Source organism: Lentibacillus kapialis, assembly GCF_014646635.1.
GTDB classification, from domain to species: domain Bacteria; phylum Bacillota; class Bacilli; order Bacillales; family Amphibacillaceae; genus Lentibacillus; species Lentibacillus kapialis.
The window spans coordinates 19,424-36,049 of record NZ_BMNQ01000016.1 but is presented as its reverse complement, the minus strand read 5'-3'; the positions used below and the strand labels follow the sequence as shown (position 1 = coordinate 36,049).

General features: G+C 43.1%; 19 protein-coding genes. 16 read left to right on the top strand and 3 right to left on the bottom strand.

Features of this window, described 5'->3' with window-relative positions; all coding sequences use genetic code 11:
* Positions 1-58 precede the first annotated feature (58 nt).
* Both IEW67_RS07845 and rlmD read left to right on the top strand, forming a co-directional pair.
* Positions 59-970: a diacylglycerol kinase gene (locus IEW67_RS07845; protein ID WP_188632510.1), complete on the top strand. Its 912-nt coding sequence runs from the start codon at positions 59-61 to the stop codon at positions 968-970.
* A gap of 92 nt (positions 971-1,062) precedes the next feature.
* Positions 1,063-2,448: a 23S rRNA (uracil(1939)-C(5))-methyltransferase RlmD gene (gene rlmD, locus IEW67_RS07840; protein ID WP_188632509.1), complete on the top strand. Its 1,386-nt coding sequence runs from the start codon at positions 1,063-1,065 to the stop codon at positions 2,446-2,448.
* Between the two features lie 393 nt (positions 2,449-2,841).
* On the opposite strand, the gene IEW67_RS07835 is transcribed toward rlmD, so the two are convergent.
* A complete protein-coding gene (locus IEW67_RS07835; RefSeq protein ID WP_188632508.1) occupies positions 2,842-3,072 on the bottom strand; it encodes a hexameric tyrosine-coordinated heme protein in 231 nt (76 codons plus the stop codon).
* 275 nt (positions 3,073-3,347) lie between these two features.
* On the opposite strand from IEW67_RS07835, the gene IEW67_RS07830 reads away from it, so the two are divergent.
* The 8 genes from IEW67_RS07830 (at position 3,348) to IEW67_RS07800 (ending at position 8,929) form a co-directional block, all read left to right on the top strand.
* Positions 3,348-4,607 carry a YeeE/YedE family protein gene (locus IEW67_RS07830; RefSeq protein WP_188632507.1) on the top strand — a complete coding sequence of 420 codons (1,260 nt, stop codon included), beginning with the start codon at positions 3,348-3,350 and terminating at the stop codon, positions 4,605-4,607.
* A 177-nt stretch (positions 4,608-4,784) separates the two neighbouring features.
* Complete coding sequence (locus IEW67_RS18330) at positions 4,785-4,958, top strand: DUF5613 domain-containing protein (RefSeq protein ID WP_268238653.1); 174 nt, start codon at positions 4,785-4,787, stop codon at positions 4,956-4,958.
* Between the two features lie 112 nt (positions 4,959-5,070).
* Positions 5,071-5,625: a GNAT family N-acetyltransferase gene (locus IEW67_RS18115; RefSeq protein ID WP_268238652.1), complete on the top strand. Its 555-nt coding sequence runs from the start codon at positions 5,071-5,073 to the stop codon at positions 5,623-5,625.
* A 158-nt stretch (positions 5,626-5,783) separates the two neighbouring features.
* Positions 5,784-6,344 carry a DUF6036 family nucleotidyltransferase gene (locus tag IEW67_RS07820; RefSeq protein ID WP_188632506.1) on the top strand — a complete coding sequence of 187 codons (561 nt, stop codon included), beginning with the start codon at positions 5,784-5,786 and terminating at the stop codon, positions 6,342-6,344.
* Complete coding sequence (locus IEW67_RS07815; RefSeq protein WP_188632505.1) at positions 6,323-6,700, top strand: hypothetical protein; 378 nt, start codon at positions 6,323-6,325, stop codon at positions 6,698-6,700. The genes IEW67_RS07820 and IEW67_RS07815 overlap by 22 nt, the downstream gene beginning before the upstream one ends.
* Before the next feature lie 166 nt (positions 6,701-6,866).
* Positions 6,867-7,808: a heme o synthase gene (gene cyoE / locus IEW67_RS07810; protein ID WP_188632504.1), complete on the top strand. Its 942-nt coding sequence runs from the start codon at positions 6,867-6,869 to the stop codon at positions 7,806-7,808.
* 110 nt (positions 7,809-7,918) lie between these two features.
* On the top strand, positions 7,919-8,194 hold the full coding sequence (locus IEW67_RS07805; protein WP_188632503.1) for a GNAT family N-acetyltransferase: 276 nt from the start codon (positions 7,919-7,921) through the stop codon (positions 8,192-8,194).
* 96 nt (positions 8,195-8,290) lie between these two features.
* The gene (locus IEW67_RS07800) at positions 8,291-8,929 is read left to right on the top strand and encodes a transporter (protein ID WP_188632502.1); all 639 of its coding nucleotides are present in this window, start codon (positions 8,291-8,293) and stop codon (positions 8,927-8,929) included.
* On the opposite strand, the gene IEW67_RS07795 is transcribed toward IEW67_RS07800, so the two are convergent.
* On the bottom strand, positions 8,853-9,407 hold the full coding sequence (locus tag IEW67_RS07795; protein WP_188632501.1) for a hypothetical protein: 555 nt from the start codon (positions 9,405-9,407) through the stop codon (positions 8,853-8,855). The genes IEW67_RS07800 and IEW67_RS07795 overlap by 77 nt on opposite strands.
* Before the next feature lie 416 nt (positions 9,408-9,823).
* On the opposite strand from IEW67_RS07795, the gene IEW67_RS07790 reads away from it, so the two are divergent.
* From IEW67_RS07790 to IEW67_RS07770, 5 genes are read left to right on the top strand one after another with little or no spacing between them, the layout of a single operon-like run.
* Positions 9,824-10,468, top strand: coding sequence for a hypothetical protein (locus tag IEW67_RS07790; RefSeq protein WP_188632500.1), 645 nt, complete (start codon positions 9,824-9,826; stop codon positions 10,466-10,468).
* On the top strand, positions 10,468-11,211 hold the full coding sequence (locus IEW67_RS07785) for a cytochrome c biogenesis CcdA family protein (RefSeq protein ID WP_188632525.1): 744 nt from the start codon (positions 10,468-10,470) through the stop codon (positions 11,209-11,211). Before IEW67_RS07790 ends, IEW67_RS07785 begins: the two co-directional genes overlap by 1 nt.
* A gap of 14 nt (positions 11,212-11,225) precedes the next feature.
* Positions 11,226-11,840: a peroxiredoxin family protein gene (locus tag IEW67_RS07780; RefSeq protein WP_188632499.1), complete on the top strand. Its 615-nt coding sequence runs from the start codon at positions 11,226-11,228 to the stop codon at positions 11,838-11,840.
* Positions 11,841-11,878: 38 nt separating this feature from the next.
* Positions 11,879-12,562: a response regulator transcription factor gene (locus IEW67_RS07775; RefSeq protein ID WP_188632498.1), complete on the top strand. Its 684-nt coding sequence runs from the start codon at positions 11,879-11,881 to the stop codon at positions 12,560-12,562.
* Positions 12,549-13,634, top strand: coding sequence for a sensor histidine kinase (locus tag IEW67_RS07770; RefSeq protein WP_188632497.1), 1,086 nt, complete (start codon positions 12,549-12,551; stop codon positions 13,632-13,634). Before IEW67_RS07775 ends, IEW67_RS07770 begins: the two co-directional genes overlap by 14 nt.
* Positions 13,635-13,712: 78 nt before the next feature.
* Here IEW67_RS07770 and IEW67_RS07765 read toward each other — a convergent pair whose 3' ends face one another.
* The gene (locus tag IEW67_RS07765; protein ID WP_188632496.1) at positions 13,713-15,071 is read right to left on the bottom strand and encodes an alkaline phosphatase; all 1,359 of its coding nucleotides are present in this window, start codon (positions 15,069-15,071) and stop codon (positions 13,713-13,715) included.
* 494 nt (positions 15,072-15,565) lie between these two features.
* Between IEW67_RS07765 and IEW67_RS07760 the strand changes: the two genes are divergently transcribed.
* Positions 15,566-16,573, top strand: a complete 1,008-nt coding sequence (locus tag IEW67_RS07760; protein WP_188632495.1) for a quinone oxidoreductase family protein — start codon at positions 15,566-15,568, stop codon at positions 16,571-16,573.
* Positions 16,574-16,626: the final 53 nt, after the last annotated feature.

Genomic DNA, 16,626 nt, shown 5'->3' with positions numbered 1-16,626 from the left:
AAGGCTATGCTAGATTTTAGGTGCAAAAATTGAGTTGTGTTCTGTGAGGGGGAGTAACATGAAGAAAGCCCGCATTATATATAATCCCACATCTGGAAGGGAAGCCTTTAAACGGGAACTGGCCACTGTATTGGAGCGGTTTGAAGTCGCCGGTTTTGAAACGTCGGCACATGCCACCACGGCAGAAGGCGATGCTATAAATGCCGCTCAGATTGCTGTTGACCGGCGTTTTGATCTGGTTATTGCAGCAGGCGGGGACGGTACAATCAGTGAGGTCATTAATGGGTTGGCGGAGCAGGAGCACCGTCCGAAACTCGGCATTATCCCGACCGGAACGACCAATGACTTTGCTAGGGCCCTGTGCATCCCCCGGGACATTCAAAAGGCAGTCGATATTATTTTGGAAGGTCGACCGATGCTCCTTGACATCGGGCGGGTTAATGATCACTATTTTATGAATATAGCCGGGGGCGGCAAACTGACCGAACTTACATATGAAGTTCCGAGCAAGCTGAAAACAATGATCGGGCACTTAGCTTATTATGTGAAGGGGATAGAAATGCTCCCGTCTGTGAAGCCAACACGAGCACGGATTGAATATGACGGCAATGTGTTTGATGACGATATAATGTTGTTTCTTGTAACCAATACCAACTCTGTCGGCGGCTATGAAAAACTGGCTCCTGATGCGCGTCTTGACGACGGCTATTTTGATTTGCTGATTTTAAGGAAAATGAATTTGGCCGAGTTCGTCCGCATTGCCAGTCTGGCCGTAAGAGGCGCACACCTTGAGGATAAAAGGATTTTTTATACACAGGCCAAACGTATTAGTGTTGAAACCGATGAGAAGATGCAATTGAATATTGATGGTGAATACGGCGGTTTGCTGCCGGGAGAATTTACAAACCTACAGCAGCATATTGAATTTTTCGTGCCGGATAAATTTGTTGAAAAAGATGAAGAAGGTTAATTGAGAGGACTGCTTACAATGGCAGTCTTTTTCATTTAAAAAAGGGTATGGTAAGATTAGAACTATATATACGTACAAAAAGGAAGATAGCAATGGCGAAACAAGCAGCTCCAGTAAAAAAGAATCAGACCGTTACACTTCGGTTTGAGGATTTGACCCATGAAGGGAGCGGTGTGGGAAAAATCGATGGCTATCCATTATTTGTCCCTTATGCGCTTCCGGGCGAAGGAGGTGATGTGAAGGTCGTTAAAGTCAATAAGAATTTCGGTTTCGGCAAATTGCTCAACGTGACAAAACCCAGCTCAGAGCGTGTCGAACCGCCGTGTGATGTGTATTATAAATGCGGGGGATGCCAGCTGCAGCATATGAGTTATAATATGCAGCTCGATATGAAACAGGAGCAGGTCAAAAATGCGATGCGGAAGATCGCTCATTTGGAAAATGTGCCGGTTCATCCGATTATGCGCATGGAAGACCCGTGGCGCTACCGCAATAAAGTGCAGATGCCTGTCGGAGAAAAGGAAGACGGTGAGCTGATGACAGGTTTCTACCAAAAACGGAGCCACCGAATTATTGAGGGGATGGAAACGTGCAATATTCAGGATGAAGTGAATGACCGAATGGTTGAAGCGGTACGCAGACTGGCTGATCGCTTTGGCATTCCGGCTTATGACGAAGAGAAAGATACAGGCGTTATAAGACATATTGTTGTACGCACGGGAGAAGAGACTAAGGACACGATGATTGTCATTATCACCCGGACACCCGATTTGCCGCATCAGAGTGAGCTGGTCACAGAACTGATTAAGACTTACCCACACATCACATCGATTGTTCATAATATCAATGATCGGAAGACGAATTCCATCTGGGGTAAGGAATCAAAGGCTATTTGGGGAGATGACTATATTTATGACACAATCGGCGACATTAAATTTGCCATTTCCGCCAAATCTTTTTATCAGGTCAACCCGCCCCAGACGAAAAAGTTATATAATAAAGTGCTGGAATATGCCAGGATTGGCAGCCATGATACAGTTGTGGATGCCTATTGCGGAATCGGAACCATTTCGTTATTTTTGGCGCAGGAGGCTAAAAACGTTTATGGGGTGGAAGTGGTCCCGGAAGCTGTTGACGATGCCAAAAAAAATGCCAAACTGAACGGATTATCCAATGCCGCGTTTTACGTCGGTGAAGCGGAAAAAGTCATGCCATGGTGGACTGCTCAGGGCATGCATCCAGATGTGGTTGTCGTGGATCCACCCCGAAAAGGCTGTGATGAAGACCTTCTGAAGGCAATGATTGGGATGGAGCCAAAGCGAATCGTCTACGTCTCATGTAATCCGTCAACATTGGCACGCGACCTGCGTATTCTGGAGGACGGGGGCTATGCGGCACAGGAAGTTCAGCCGGTTGATATGTTCCCGCAGACGCATCATGTTGAAGCGGTTTGCTGGCTTGAGAGAAAAATATCTTAGAAAAACTCGGCATTCGCCTTGACTTATAGCGAGTGCCGAAGATTATCTTATAAGGTCATCTATAATTTCTAATGTTATAGAGTGTTCAAAAAGGAGGATAAAAAGGACCAAGAAGTTCGAGGCGGCGCAGTTTCGAGCAGCGGAATGTATGCTTTTAAATACATGAGCATAAGTAATGCTTCCATGAATCTGCATCGCACGCAGGAAAAGTGGTGTTCTTTTCCAAGGAGCGGAGAAACAAGCCAACGAAGAAATTCGAAGTGTCATTTTTACCGGACTTTTTGAACAACCTCTTATAAATAAGACAGCCATTAAGCGTCAAATATACTTCCTGATTTCAAGCAGGCGGGGATTATTTGACGCTTACATATTAATAGTGAGAAAGCATCCTATTCAGGTTTTTTTCCAATAGTTATTTGCCGCAGCTACTGTTTGAAAATTTATGGCAATAACCTGAGAAGCAGCTATTAGACTCTTTGCATTAGTTGAGTATTTAGGACGCAATTTTTTTCTAATCTTTTCAGACGGTTGTGTGTATTGCACACCTTTCTGCGCCAGTGTAATAGCTAATTCAAATCCCTCCTGAGGGTTTTTGGTTTTTAAACTGCCAAGCCACTTTTCCATTAGTATGACAACTCCTTTATGATAACTCATTTATAATATATGCCTATCGGGATCGGATGTTCATACGACATTGATAAGTCGTTGTGCATAAGTGATGGACATAATTTGTGTACAATTTTCGCTTGAGGTCACAAAAATTGATGAAGCCATGTCTGGAATGGTATAAAGGTTTGTTTTAATTTCTAAACGAAAAACATTTTGACACAAAACCAATTCCCCTGTATTATGATATAAAATAAATCCAAGTAAAACGATAGGTAAAGGATGTTTTATAAATGAGTTCCACTGCAAAAGTTCAGTTGGTAGATGACGTGAAGGACCCGGCGCAGCAAAAAAATAGCGAACTAAATAAACCGCAAATGCCATTGATCATTGGCGGTCTGATTGTCGGAGCGATTCTGCTCGTTTACCTCTTGGCAACACAGAACAGCGTACAGTCGTTACTGCTTGTAATCGGTCTTTTAGTTGGGTATACATTATTCCATGCCCGTTTTGGTTTCACATCAGCGTTCCGTAGATTGGCTTCGGTTGGGAATGGGAAGGCACTAAGGTCACACCTGTTCATGTTGGCGGTTGCTGTTACATTATTTGCACCGATTCTGGCATTTGGGTACGCGTTTTTTGAAGGCGGTGTTTCCGGTTATGTCTCACCGATAGGCGTTAGTCTTTTCGTTGGTGCCTTTATGTTTGGTGTTGGTATGCAGCTTGGCGGCGGGTGTGCGTCTGGAACACTCTACGCAGTCGGTGGCGGGCGTTCCGTTATGTTTATCACGCTACTATTCTTTGTTGTCGGTGCAACGGTTGGAGCGCATCATCTGCCTTTTTGGACAGAAGATCTGCCGGCATTTGAACCTGTCTCACTGGCAACATCAACAGGATTTGGTTATGGCGGCGCCTGGATAGTATCGATTGTATTGTTTGGCCTGATTGCCTGGATTACGTTAGTTGTGGAGAAGAAGAAACAGCCGCCGAAAATGGCACCGAAACCATCTGCTGCAGGATGGAAACGCATTTTCCGCGGTTCATGGCCGTTGTTCGCAGCAGCGGTGGTGTTAGCGCTGCTGAACGCCTTAACGTTAATGACCCGGGGAACACCATGGGGCATTACATCAGCTTTTGCCTTATGGGGATCCAAAACTGTCCAATTTTTTGGTGTGGACGTTGCCAGCTGGGGTTACTGGCAGGGGGAGAACGCAGCAGCATTGGAATCATCAATTTTTGCTGACTCCACCACTATTCTCAACTTTGGTGTTATCCTTGGTGCGTTTCTTGCTTCAGCTACCGGCGGACTTTTCAAATTTTCCAAGATTACCGGCAAAAATGCCACCGCATCTATTATAGGCGGACTACTTATGGGATACGGCGCCCGATTGGCGTTTGGTTGCAATATCGGTGCATATTTCGGTGGCATTGCATCATTTAGCCTGCACGGCTATATTTGGGGTATTATGGCACTGGCAGGAACATTCGTAGCGCTGTATCTCAGGCCGAAGTTTGGCTTATCGGTTCCAAAATCAAAGGACTCGTTTTGTTAGGCCGTATTCGCATTGATTGCTGCTTTAAAACGAAAGAGCGTAAAGCAACACCTGCAACAGCTTAAGGTGAAAATGAAAGCCGAATGAAAAACAGAAACCGCGCTAATGTGGTTTCTGTTTTTCTGGTATAATAGAACTGTTTCATAAGACAGTTGCCATATAGCAGGGGGGTTACAAATGGAGAAACCAACATTTGAAGATATCGAGACGATAGGGTATATTGTCGAGGAGAATGCGCAATATAGACATTATCATTATCCGGAGATGCTGATCCGATATGACAGTAATTTTATTGAATTTAAACAAATGCCTTCACTGGAAGAATTTAGGTATACAGAGGATTTTTTATAACGTCAGAAAGTATAAATTATGGATGACCTTATAAGAAAAGCTTCGGCATTCGCTATAAGGCGAGGCGAATGCCGAGTTTTTCTAAAATAAATTCCATCAGAAACACAATCAGATGCATTTAAAATTTGTGTTTCCGGAAAATAAGAAACCGACACCGGAGTTGCAGAGGTATATGGAAAGTAATGGATGTGACATTGGATTTATCGAATTATATGCCATTGAACCAAGCGATTTTCCGGTTCAACAGGATAACCCGGATATCCGGGTTGAGGAAGTTTTTGAGCCCAATTTGAATGATTTCATTAACTTGCAGTATGAAACGGATAAGCAAAACGGGGAAACGTTTGCCAATGAAAAGGTGCATCTGAATCAGAAGCAATTTAACGATAAAAACAATATAAAAGTGCTCGCTTATTATAAAGGTAATCCTGCAGGAACGATGAATGTGATTGTATCAGATTCCATCGTGGAAATAGATGACCTGAACGTCCGAGAGACAATGCAGCGAAGAGGTATCGGCGGTCAATTGCAGCGATTTGTCATGGACAAGTTCCAGGACCGGATCATTATCCTGGTTGCTGATGGCGAGGATACAGCAAGGGAGATGTACCAACGGCAACATTATCAGTATTTAGGATTTAAATACGAGGTGCTGCGGATTGATTAGGATGACATTTTTGTGAAGTCGGGCATGCAGAACTGAAACATGATATAATAAAGAAAAGTATGTTTTGGGCGATTCTGTGTCGTTATCCAAAGGGAAATGCGCCACGTCGTTACTGTTATAAGCGTGAATAATCGGTTCAGATAAAGGAGATTGTTCATATGGCTACAGAAAAGATCTCAAAAGAGCTATTTCTGGAAATTCTCGACGTATTGGATGAGCGTCTCGGGGAAAATATGTTGAACATGTCGTTAAACATATATGGTGGAACGGTCATGATGATCTCTTTCGATGTCAGACCGGCGACAAAAGATATTGACGCGATATTTGAAACATCACCACAAATTGAAGCTATATTGACTGATATTGCTGAAACGTACAAGTTAGATAAAGAGTGGATTAATCAGGATATTAAAGAGCCATTAAAGTATGTTAAAAATGAGGAACTGGAAGAATTATTCACTTACAAGCACCTCAAAGTATTCGGACCCAGCGCAGAGCAGATGCTGGCCATGAAAATATTATCATCAAGAGCGGAACCATTCAGGGACTTTACTGATGCGGAATACTTAATTGATTTTCTTGGAATTGAGACGCTGGATCAAGTGCTTGGAATTTTCGATAAATATATCGGCAGAAAGTTTTTGCGCGACAGGCAAAAAATGTTCCTGAATTATGTCGGAAAGGATCTGGGTAAATCATGGAAAGAGTTCACGGTATAATACAGGCCGCTGATTTTAATTTTGCATTAACGAATCTGCTCATTGATTTGTATTCAACCGATTATGTAAAATATTTTGATGAGCTGAATTTTGAAGAACAGAAGATAGACAATCTAAGTGAATCAGATCGGGATAAGCTGACAAAGGTTGCTGCAGTCATCGAATATGTCGGTAACAGGCAAAAACATGCAACATTGCCCAATTGGATATATTCAGCAAAATTAAAGCTGGATACGCCTTATACACCCGGAGTCGAAAGTGCAAGCATAGCTCGCATTAAAAGGATCATAACTGCACCAAAAGAGTTCGCCAGCCGAAATGTATTCTATAATGAAGATACATTGGAGCCGGTATAGGTTTGTAAGATATGACCTTATACGAAACACTCGCTAAAAGACGAGGCGAATGCCGAGTTTTTCTAATGAATCGTGTAGTAAGGTATAGTAAACCGATTATTGTCAGTGGGAAAAATCACCCCACTCAATGAAATGTCACTATATGCTAACTGAGAGGATGAATAGGATGAGCAGGCAAGTTGTCACCTCATCAGATTTAAGTAGTACTGATTTTGCATCAGAGAAAGAAGACCAAACTTCAATCGCGGCGGACATGAAGTCACTTTTTAAACTTCCGGTGCTGATTGCCAATGCTGTTCCGATTTTTGCAGGATTTTGGCTTGCCGTCTATTTTACCGACGCTTCCTTTGCAGCCAATTTTGGTATATTTTTATTGACGATCATTGGCAGCACACTTGTGATGGGCGGAGCACTTGTCCTTAATAACTGGTATGATGTCGATATTGATACTGTGATGAACAGGACACAAACGCGTCCGACTGTTACCGGCAATATCGGGCTTCGCACAGTTCTGTGGATTGGCGTGGCGTCAAGCGTCAGTGGTATAGTGATGTTAGCCTTTACCACACTGGAGGCTGTTATTTATGCACTTGTTGGATGGTTTACCTATGTTGTGCTTTACACGATGTGGTCAAAGCGCCGCTATACACTAAATACAGTCATAGGCAGTATTTCCGGCGCAGTAACACCGTTAATAGGCTGGGCTGCGCTAGCACCAGTGTCTAATATTGTTCCGGTTATGCTTGCATTGATGATTTTCATTTGGCAGATGCCGCATACATTTGCGATTGCTATCCGGAAGTATGATGAATACAAAGCGGCAAATGTTGCGATGCTGCCGGTCGTTCATGGCATGGAAATGACGAAGCGGCAGATGGTTATTTATATCACATGTCTTTTACCGCTGCCGTTTTATCTGTTTTCACTTGGTACCGCATTTGTTGTCATTGCAACATTACTTAATATCGGATACTTTGCCTTGGCGATCAGCGGTCTGTTTGTTAAAGATACCCGAAAATGGGCGGATAAAATGTTTATGGTTTCGGTGAATTATTTGATGGTCATCTTTGTTGTTGCCATTATAGTTACGGGTCCGTGGGTTGGTTAAGGCTAAAAGATTATTTTTGCTGTAAACGGGAAAAATGTAAATATAAATCTCAATGTTTAGAAATTGGGGAAGGGAAGCAGCGAACCTTTTAAAAGAAGGAGGTAATCTTGATGGAAGATATCAAAAAAGGTGATCACAAATTTTATATCGGTGAAAATGAACATGATCCAAAGGCGGAAATCACGTTTAAGGAAAGCGGCGAACAGGTGCTGAATGTCGATCATACGTATGTAACAGAAGAACTTCGTGGTGAAGGAATCGCCGGTAAGCTTGTTGGAAAGATGGTTTCTTATGCACGTGATGAGGGGAAGACAATTTATCCTACGTGTTCATATGCCAAAAAGAAAATAGAAGAGACGCCTGAATACAAAGATGTACTCGCCTAATAACAGGTATCATCATTGTGAAATCAGCCAGGGTTACACTTCCCTGGTTTTTTTAATATAATAGGTGATATCAGCTAACTGGAAGAGGGACAAACCATGCAAAAAGTGGCAAAGATCATTTATGAAGGCATCATGATTATACTCGTTATGCTTACTATTATAACGGTTTGGACAGATGATACCTATAATTCGACAATTAGCTGGATTGTATGGGCTGTGTTCTTTGCCGATTTTATGGTTCGTACTGTCTTATCGGATGCAAAATGGGATTTTATCAAGCAAAATCCCTTCCTGTTAATCGCGATTATCCCATTTGATCAATTTTTCCAGATGGCCAGAATCGTAAGGATCATCTATTTTTTTCGTATAAAAACAATCACAAAATACTATGTCGTGCCCTTTGTTGAAAAGCTGACGATTCAGTCAAAATCACTGATCCTGTTCATTGTTCTGCTTTTGCTGCTTACAGAAGGTGCCCTTATCTGGAAAATCGAGAACTCTGTAAGCACCTATTTTGAAGGATTGTTCGTGGTCTTTGGCTACTTGCTCTTCTTTGGCCATAGGGTGTTTGAAATTGACCAGTCCATGTCGGTCTGGACACTGACCGTGGTCTCCGTTCTTGGCATTGCGATTCAAGGACTTGCCCTGCAGTGGGTATTTAATCGACTTGATGCTGTTTATAAGCGGATAAAATCTGATCCAAGTGAGCAACGGCAAGTTGACTCAGGGAAATAACAAGATCGCGCGAGGCAGCCTCAATTTCGCGCGAGGCAGCCCCGATTTCGCGCGAGGCAGCCTCAATTTCGCGCGAGGCAGTCCTGATTTCGCGCGGGGCAGCTTCAATTTCGCGCGAGGCAGCCCTGATTTCGCGCGAGGCAGCCTCAATTTCGCGCGAGGCAGCCTCAATTTCGCGCGAGGCAGCCCTGATTTCGCGCGAGGCAGCCTCGATTTCGCGCGAGGCAGCTTCAATTTCGCGCGAGGCAGCTTCAATTTCGCGCGAGGCAGCCTCAATTTCGCGCGGGGCAGCTTCAATTTCGCGCGAGGCAACCCTGATTTCACGCGAGGCAGCCTCAATTTCGCGCGAGGCAGCCCTGATTTCGCGCGAGGCAGCCTCAATTTCGCGCGGGGTCCCATCAATTTGAGAAGGCAATGGCGTGATATCGCCGCTGCCATGCCCCACATAGCTGCCGGTACATCCCGATCTGTAATACAATTATTCATCCCTTTCGCATTTTCATCAATGTGCCCCCTCCATGTAATGATATTAATCGTATTATAGAGGTTGTTCAAATAGTCCGGTAAAAATGACACTTCGAATTTCTTCGTTGGCTTGTTTCTCCGCTGCTCATGTATTTAAAAGCATACATTCCGCTGCTCGAAACTGCGCCGCCTCGAACTTCTTGGTCCTTTTTATCCTCCTTTTTGAACACGCACTTATAGTAGAGTGTTTTCGATTTGTATTATCATTCTTTTAGAAAAAATTGGCACTCGACCCGTCTTATAGCGAGCGTAGAAGCTGTAAGGTTTCCAAAATTGATATTTTCCAACACTATAAAAAAGTCGGGTTCTTTTCATTAAATTTTCACATAAATGTTTTATAATGGGTGCGAAATGAACGGAGGATATATCATGACATCAGGTTGGGTATTTGAAGAGGCTGCGATTGTTTTTGTGAGCATTCTAGCGGGCATCATCTTTTTTTACATAAGCAGTCCATCAGTAAAGCATGAAAAAAAACAGCAATTGGAAGAAGGCACGTCGCTTATCATCAATTTTGTCCTGTTTATATGGGCGGGTAAAATTGTGCTGAATATCCATATATTCGTGACAGACCCGCTGGCAGTGCTTGCTTATCCAAGCGATGCGCATGCTTTTTATATGGCAGTCCTGCTATTATTGGTAAATATTGTGTACAAAGCCACGCGCAAACAGATGTATGTCGGGACGGTATTATCGGCGCTTGTTCCGATATTTCTCGGATCGGCGTTTTTGTATGAATTTATTGAAGCCGTATGGAATGATAATACAATGTCCTGGAGCCATATGGGATTGCTTTTCATACTGCTGATCTTGTTTTTAATCCGGTATGAACAGATCAGGCCTTTTACGATGACGGCATTGATATTCACTATCTGGAGCCTGGGGCAAACTATATTAACATTTATCCTGCCCTATACAACACTTTATGGCTATATGATGTCCTTATGGTTTTTGATTCTTGTCTTTACCATAAGTTTGATCGCTCTTATCTATAACAAAAGGAAGGTGACATGATGACGGCAGCTGCAGATTTAACGGTTTGGCTGGCATTGGGGGCCGGCATTCTGTCATTTTTATCGCCATGTACATTACCAATTTTCCCGGCCTATCTATCATATATTACCGGGATGAGTGTGAAAGAACTAAAAGACAATAAAGACATGAAGATACGCAGTAAACTGCTGATTCATTCTGTATTTTTCCTGCTGGGAGTCTCAACCGTATTTATTGGTCTTGGTGTTGGTATTTCCTTTTTAGGTCAATGGATTCAAGGAATGCTGACAGGCGATTCAGGTTTATTCATTCAGCGTATTGCCGGTATTTTCATCATTATAATGGGGCTCTTCGTAGCAGGCTGGCTTAACATCTCATCCTTTATGAAGGAAAAACGGATGCAATTCGCACGGAAACCGGCCGGTTACTTCGGAACGATTTTTGTCGGTATGGGATTTGCGGCAGGATGGACACCCTGTATTGGGCCGATTTTTGCCTCTATATTGGTGGTGGCTGCAAGCAATCCTGCACAAGGAACGCTTTATACCATCATGTATGTGATTGGCTTTGCGCTTCCTTTTCTTATATTGACATTTTTCCTCGGCTCGACTCGTTTGATCGTCCGCTACAGCCAGAAAATCATGAAAGTCGGCGGGGCAGTTATGATGTTAATGGGGGTTTTACTGTTTACAGGTCACATGACACGTCTTTCAAACTTCCTGTTGAAAGCTGTCGAAGGTACATGGTTATCAAATCTCGGTTAATAGGAGGGGTATAAATGAAAAAAGGAATCATTATTGTTGTGTTAACAGGAATGTTTGTGTGGGCTATTTATGATCTTGCTTTTGATTCACAGGATAAACAGCAGGCACAAGATGATGCGTTTACGGTTGAGGAAGATGCGGCTGAAGGTTCGGGAGGATCCGGCGGAAGTACAGGTGGATCTGATGACAATACTGAAACGGATTCAGTAGGGCTTCAAGTAGGCAATATAGCACCTGATTTTCAGCTGAAGACAATGGGGGGTGAACAAATCAAATTATCCGAATTGCGCGGTCAGCGAGTCATGGTGAACTTCTGGGCAACCTGGTGTCCGCCATGTAGGGCAGAGGTCCCGGATCTTCAGAAGTTTTATGAGAATAAAGATATCGAAATTTTAGCGGTAAATCTTACCGGCACCGAAAGCAGCAGAAGTGATGTACAGGAATTTTCCGAGGAATTCGGCATGACATTTCCTATATTAATGGATGAAAATACAGAAGTGGCTAATCAGTATCAAATACAGCCAATCCCATCTTCCTTCATGATTGATTCAGATGGACGAATTCAGTTTAAGGCCTTGGGAGCTATGAATTATGAGATGATGGTGCAGGAGTTTGAAAAGATGCAATAAACCCTAATCTGGCTTAAAATGGGATAGGGGTGTTATTCATGGAGCAGACAATTTTAGTAGTGGAAGACGATCAGATGATACGGCAGCTGATCCGTCTGCATTTGGAGAAAAATCATTATGATGTGATTGAAGCTCCTGATGGTGAGACGGCAAAAGAAGTTTTTTTAGAGCACCATCCGTGTCTCGTCATTCTTGATTTGATGCTTCCAAAAATGAGCGGGGAAGAATTCTGTGAGTGGGTGCGTGAAAAGGAGCGTCATGATGTTTCGATTATCATGCTTTCCGCAAAAGCCCGGACGGGTGATAAGATAACCGGTTTAAGAATTGGCGCTGATGATTATGTCACGAAGCCATTTGATCCGGATGAGCTTATGGCTCATGTTGAGGCGGTTTTGCGACGTACAGGGCAATTTTGCCAAAAAATCGTCCATGGTGGTCTTTGCATCAAACCTCGAAAAGGTGAAGTACTGCTTTATAATGATCAGATTAAATTAACCAAACATGAATTTAGCCTTCTTTATTATTTTATGCAAAACCCGAACATTGTGTTTAATCGTGAACAACTGATTGAGCAGCTTTATCCGTATGCGGATCATACGGTACTGGACAGGACGATTGATGCGCATATTAAGAAACTCCGTGAAAAGATTGAGGTGGATGCCTCCAGGCCGGAACGCATCCAGACAGTCCGGGGAATGGGGTATAAGTTTGTCAGCGCGTAAATGGATGCAATCGTTGTTTCCGAATGGATTCCTGTGGCGTTTATCGCTGTTGAATATTGTGGTAGTTGCTTCAGCTATCGTCCTCAGCGGCCTCGCAATTTATAATACAGCTTGCTTTCTAGTTGATGCTATGGGGACGTTGAACCGCCCGCAACAGCGTCAGTTTAATGCTGTTCTGTTCAACTACCTGCTGATTTTTTCAGTGATAACGATTGTTGGGGGAAGCCTGCTTCATTTTTACTTGACAAAAAAATTAATTAAGCCGGTCAGAAGTTTAATCGTATCTGCCAAACAGCTGAAAAAAGGTGAATATCCGGAATTTATTGAGGTGACAACAAGAGGTGAAATAGGCGAGCTTGCTTCTCATTTTAATGGGCTGGTTAAGCAGCTCAAAGCGAACGATGAGTACCGACAAAAGCTGATTTCAGATTTATCCCATGAATTGCGGACGCCCTTAACCAATTTGAATGGTTACCTTCAGTTGCTGGAGCACGGTGACATTGAAGGCAGCCGGGAACTGTACACATCACTGCATAATGAGTCCAAACGGCTGACGCTGATGATGGAACAGGTGGAGCAGCTGAAAGAATGGGATTATCTCGCTTCCAGGGATTATGCCCAGTACACAGAAGCTGAGATGTCAGATCTGATTAGACAGTGTACGGATATGTTCAGCTGGCGCCGGGCACAGGAGGACATTCCAATTACTGTACAAGCTGAAGCGCGGCGATTGTCTATTCATGTGGAGGGAATACAGCAGGTTATCAGCAATTTACTGGAGAATGCGATCTATTATTACACCGGCAGCGAAATGATTGACGTTCAGGGTGAGGTGCAGGCTTCGGTTTATTTTGTTTCAGTAGGTGGTCAAAGTGAACTTATCCCTGAAGAAGAAGCTGACAATATATTTGAACGTTTTTATCGGCTGGATCATTCCCGAAACAAAACAACAGGCGGAAGCGGTCTTGGACTGGCAATCGCTAAAGAAATCATAGACAATCACGGCGGCAGAATCGGCGTCATGTCTGAAGGATGCTATAATACATTTTGGTTTGAATTGCCGCTTGAGTAGACATTTATTAAGTCATATACAGATAAACAGGCTGTCATCTAATTGGCAGCCTGTTTATCTGTATTTGGTGAACAGTCTTTATTTCAAAAACTTAAAGACTTCGTTGGCAATATCCGTATTATCAATCAAGCCTGAGAAGACTTCGCTCTGAGGTCCATATGCATACACTGGGACATCAACGCCTGTATGCCCGCCGGTTGTAAATCCTGCACCGGCACGTTTGTTAAACACATCGGAAATAGCACTGTATACTGTATCAAAGTCGTCCGTTTCAGCAGCTTCCTCTATAGATGAAAGCTCTTTTTCTGTAAGTCTAAATTGGACGTATTCTTCCAGCACATCCTCAGTATCATCACCATCAATTATTTCTTGAGCCATAAATTCCGGCGTGCGCTTGGCAGCTTCAATAACTTCGGGGTTAAAGTTATAGTCGCCATCGCGGCCTACTGAAAATCCGCCGGTTGAGTGATCAGCTGTGAGTACAACTTGTGTATGCTTGTCTTTTTTGGCAAACTCGATAACCTTTTTAAAGGCATTTGCGAAATCTTCCATCTCGCTCATGGCGCTGACAGAATCATTGGCGTGCGCTGCCCAGTCAATTTGGCTCCCTTCAACCATCAGGAAGAAACCATCTTTTTCTTTGTCCAGCTGTTCCAATGCTTCCGTTGTCATGTCGTTAAGGGAAGGGGTTTCTTCTTCACGATCGATTGCTTTTGGTAATCCGACCGGGGCAAACAGGCCAAGAAGCTGATTGTTGTTGTTTTCTACCATTTCCTCTGTTTCAGTCACATAATTGTAGCCGTCGCTTTCAAATTCATCGATCAGATCCCGATCCTCACGGTCAAAGTAATCCGTACCGCCGCCGAGCATAACGTCTACCTTGTGTTCACCGTTTATCATGTCATCATAAAAATCGTCGGCAATCTCATTGTAGTTATGGCGCGACTCATTGTGTGTTCCGAATGCGGCAGGTGTGGCATGATTAATTTGTGATGTGGCTACAAGTCCAGTAGCCATCCCGTTATCTTTGGCAACCTCCAATACTGTTTCAACAGGCTTCCTGTTGTTGTCCACGGAAATGGCGCCATTATACGTCTTGATACCGGCCGCCATTGAGGTAGCTGCAGCCGCTGAATCCGTTACATTTTCCTCAGGGTCTTCCGGATTAGTTACAGCACTTCCAACGAGATGGTTATCAAATACCGTTCTTTCCATTTTTGGTGTGGACGGGTCATCATTCATATATCGGTATGCCGTCGGAAATGCCGGACCCATCCCGTCGCCGATCATGACGATGACATTTTTAACGTTGCCATTATTCGGATAACCGTCTTTGTGTTTCCCATTGCCGGCCTGAGAAGTTTCAGTCGTAACCATCAGCACAGTTCCCACAACTAACATTAATAGGACAAAAACGGACAATGCTTTTCGAGCCATAATTCTCCTCCTTACTAATTTTAAAATATTTTAATTCTATTAATATCGTAATATAAAGCGGGAATATATTAAATGGTAGTTTCGTTGGGGAAAATAGAAAGCATATAGGTGAAAAGATGTAGGCATTCCTTTTACTTGTAACGTCAGAAAGTATAAATTATGGATGACCTTATAAGAAAAGCTTCAGCATTCCCTATAAGACGAGGCGAACGCCGAGTTTTTCTTAAGAAGGTATTTCGGATAACATGATAAACTGCATCGAAGCTATGCCCTGGAAAACTAGGAGAGAAAAAATATGAAAGAGCATAAAACCCCGTAAAACGTATTTTCATCTTGAATCATTTCAGAAAACATATTATATTTACATTATTGGCTGTTCAGTGGCCCTGTTTCACATTAACTTCACTGACTTCTTCATGCGTTATACTATAAGATGCGATCATATCGACTATACATCATAACGTATGAGCGAATTGAAAGGAGTGGTTGTAAAAATGAAAGCGATTGTACTAAAAGAGGCTGAAGGTCCGGAAAAGGTTTGTTACGAAGAAGTTGACAGGCCGAAACCCAAAAGTGGTGAGGTACTTGTGAAATTAAAATATGCTGCTTTAAATCGAAGGGATTTTTTTATAACGAAAGGGCTTTATCCCAAAATGAAACTTCCATCCATTTTAGGTGCGGATGGAGCGGGAGAGATTGTTGAACTTGGAGCAAACACAGATAAACTTGAACCTGGTATGGAGGTGGTGATTAATCCGGGTTTGAATTGGGGGCGGAAAGAAGAATACTCAAGTTCAGACTTTAATATTCTTGGTATGCCTGTAGATGGTACCTATGCCCAATATGTTTCAGTCCCGGCCGAAAACATTTATAAAAAACCGCAGCACCTTGCATGGCAAGAAGCTGCTTCTCTTCCTTTAGCAGGGGTTACGGCGTATCGTTCCCTATTCACAAGAGGTCAGGTGAAACAGGGAGAAAATGTACTTATACCGGGTATTGGCAGTGGTGTAGCACTTTTTGCTTTGCAAATGGCTGTTGCAGCAGGTGCAAATGTCTATGTAACATCAAGCAGTGAGGAAAAAATTAAACATGCCAAACGGCTCGGTGCTGTTGACGGTGTGAACTACCGATCAAAAGACTGGGACAAACAACTTCGCAATCAAGTCGGCAGCTTCGAACTGATTATTGATGGAGTAGGAGGACCCAGTTTCAATCAATTTATTAAGGTGATTTCTCCCGGTGGACGCATTGTCAGTTTTGGAGCAACTACCGGCCCGGTGCCGGAATTGGTGTTGCCCCGAATGTTCTTTAAAAATATGGACATTAGAGGAACAACGATGGGGAGCCCTGAAGACTTTTCACGGTTACTTGATTTATATACCAGTCATCAGCTTCAACCGGTTGTCGATCAATCATTTCCACTCGAGCAAACTGCAAAAGCACTAAATTATATGGATGAAGGAACAAGTTTTGGAAAAATTGTTTTGAAAATCCCTCAATAACATTAGACGGAGGCATTTCATTGGATGAAGCCCAAACAATAACATTGGGCTTC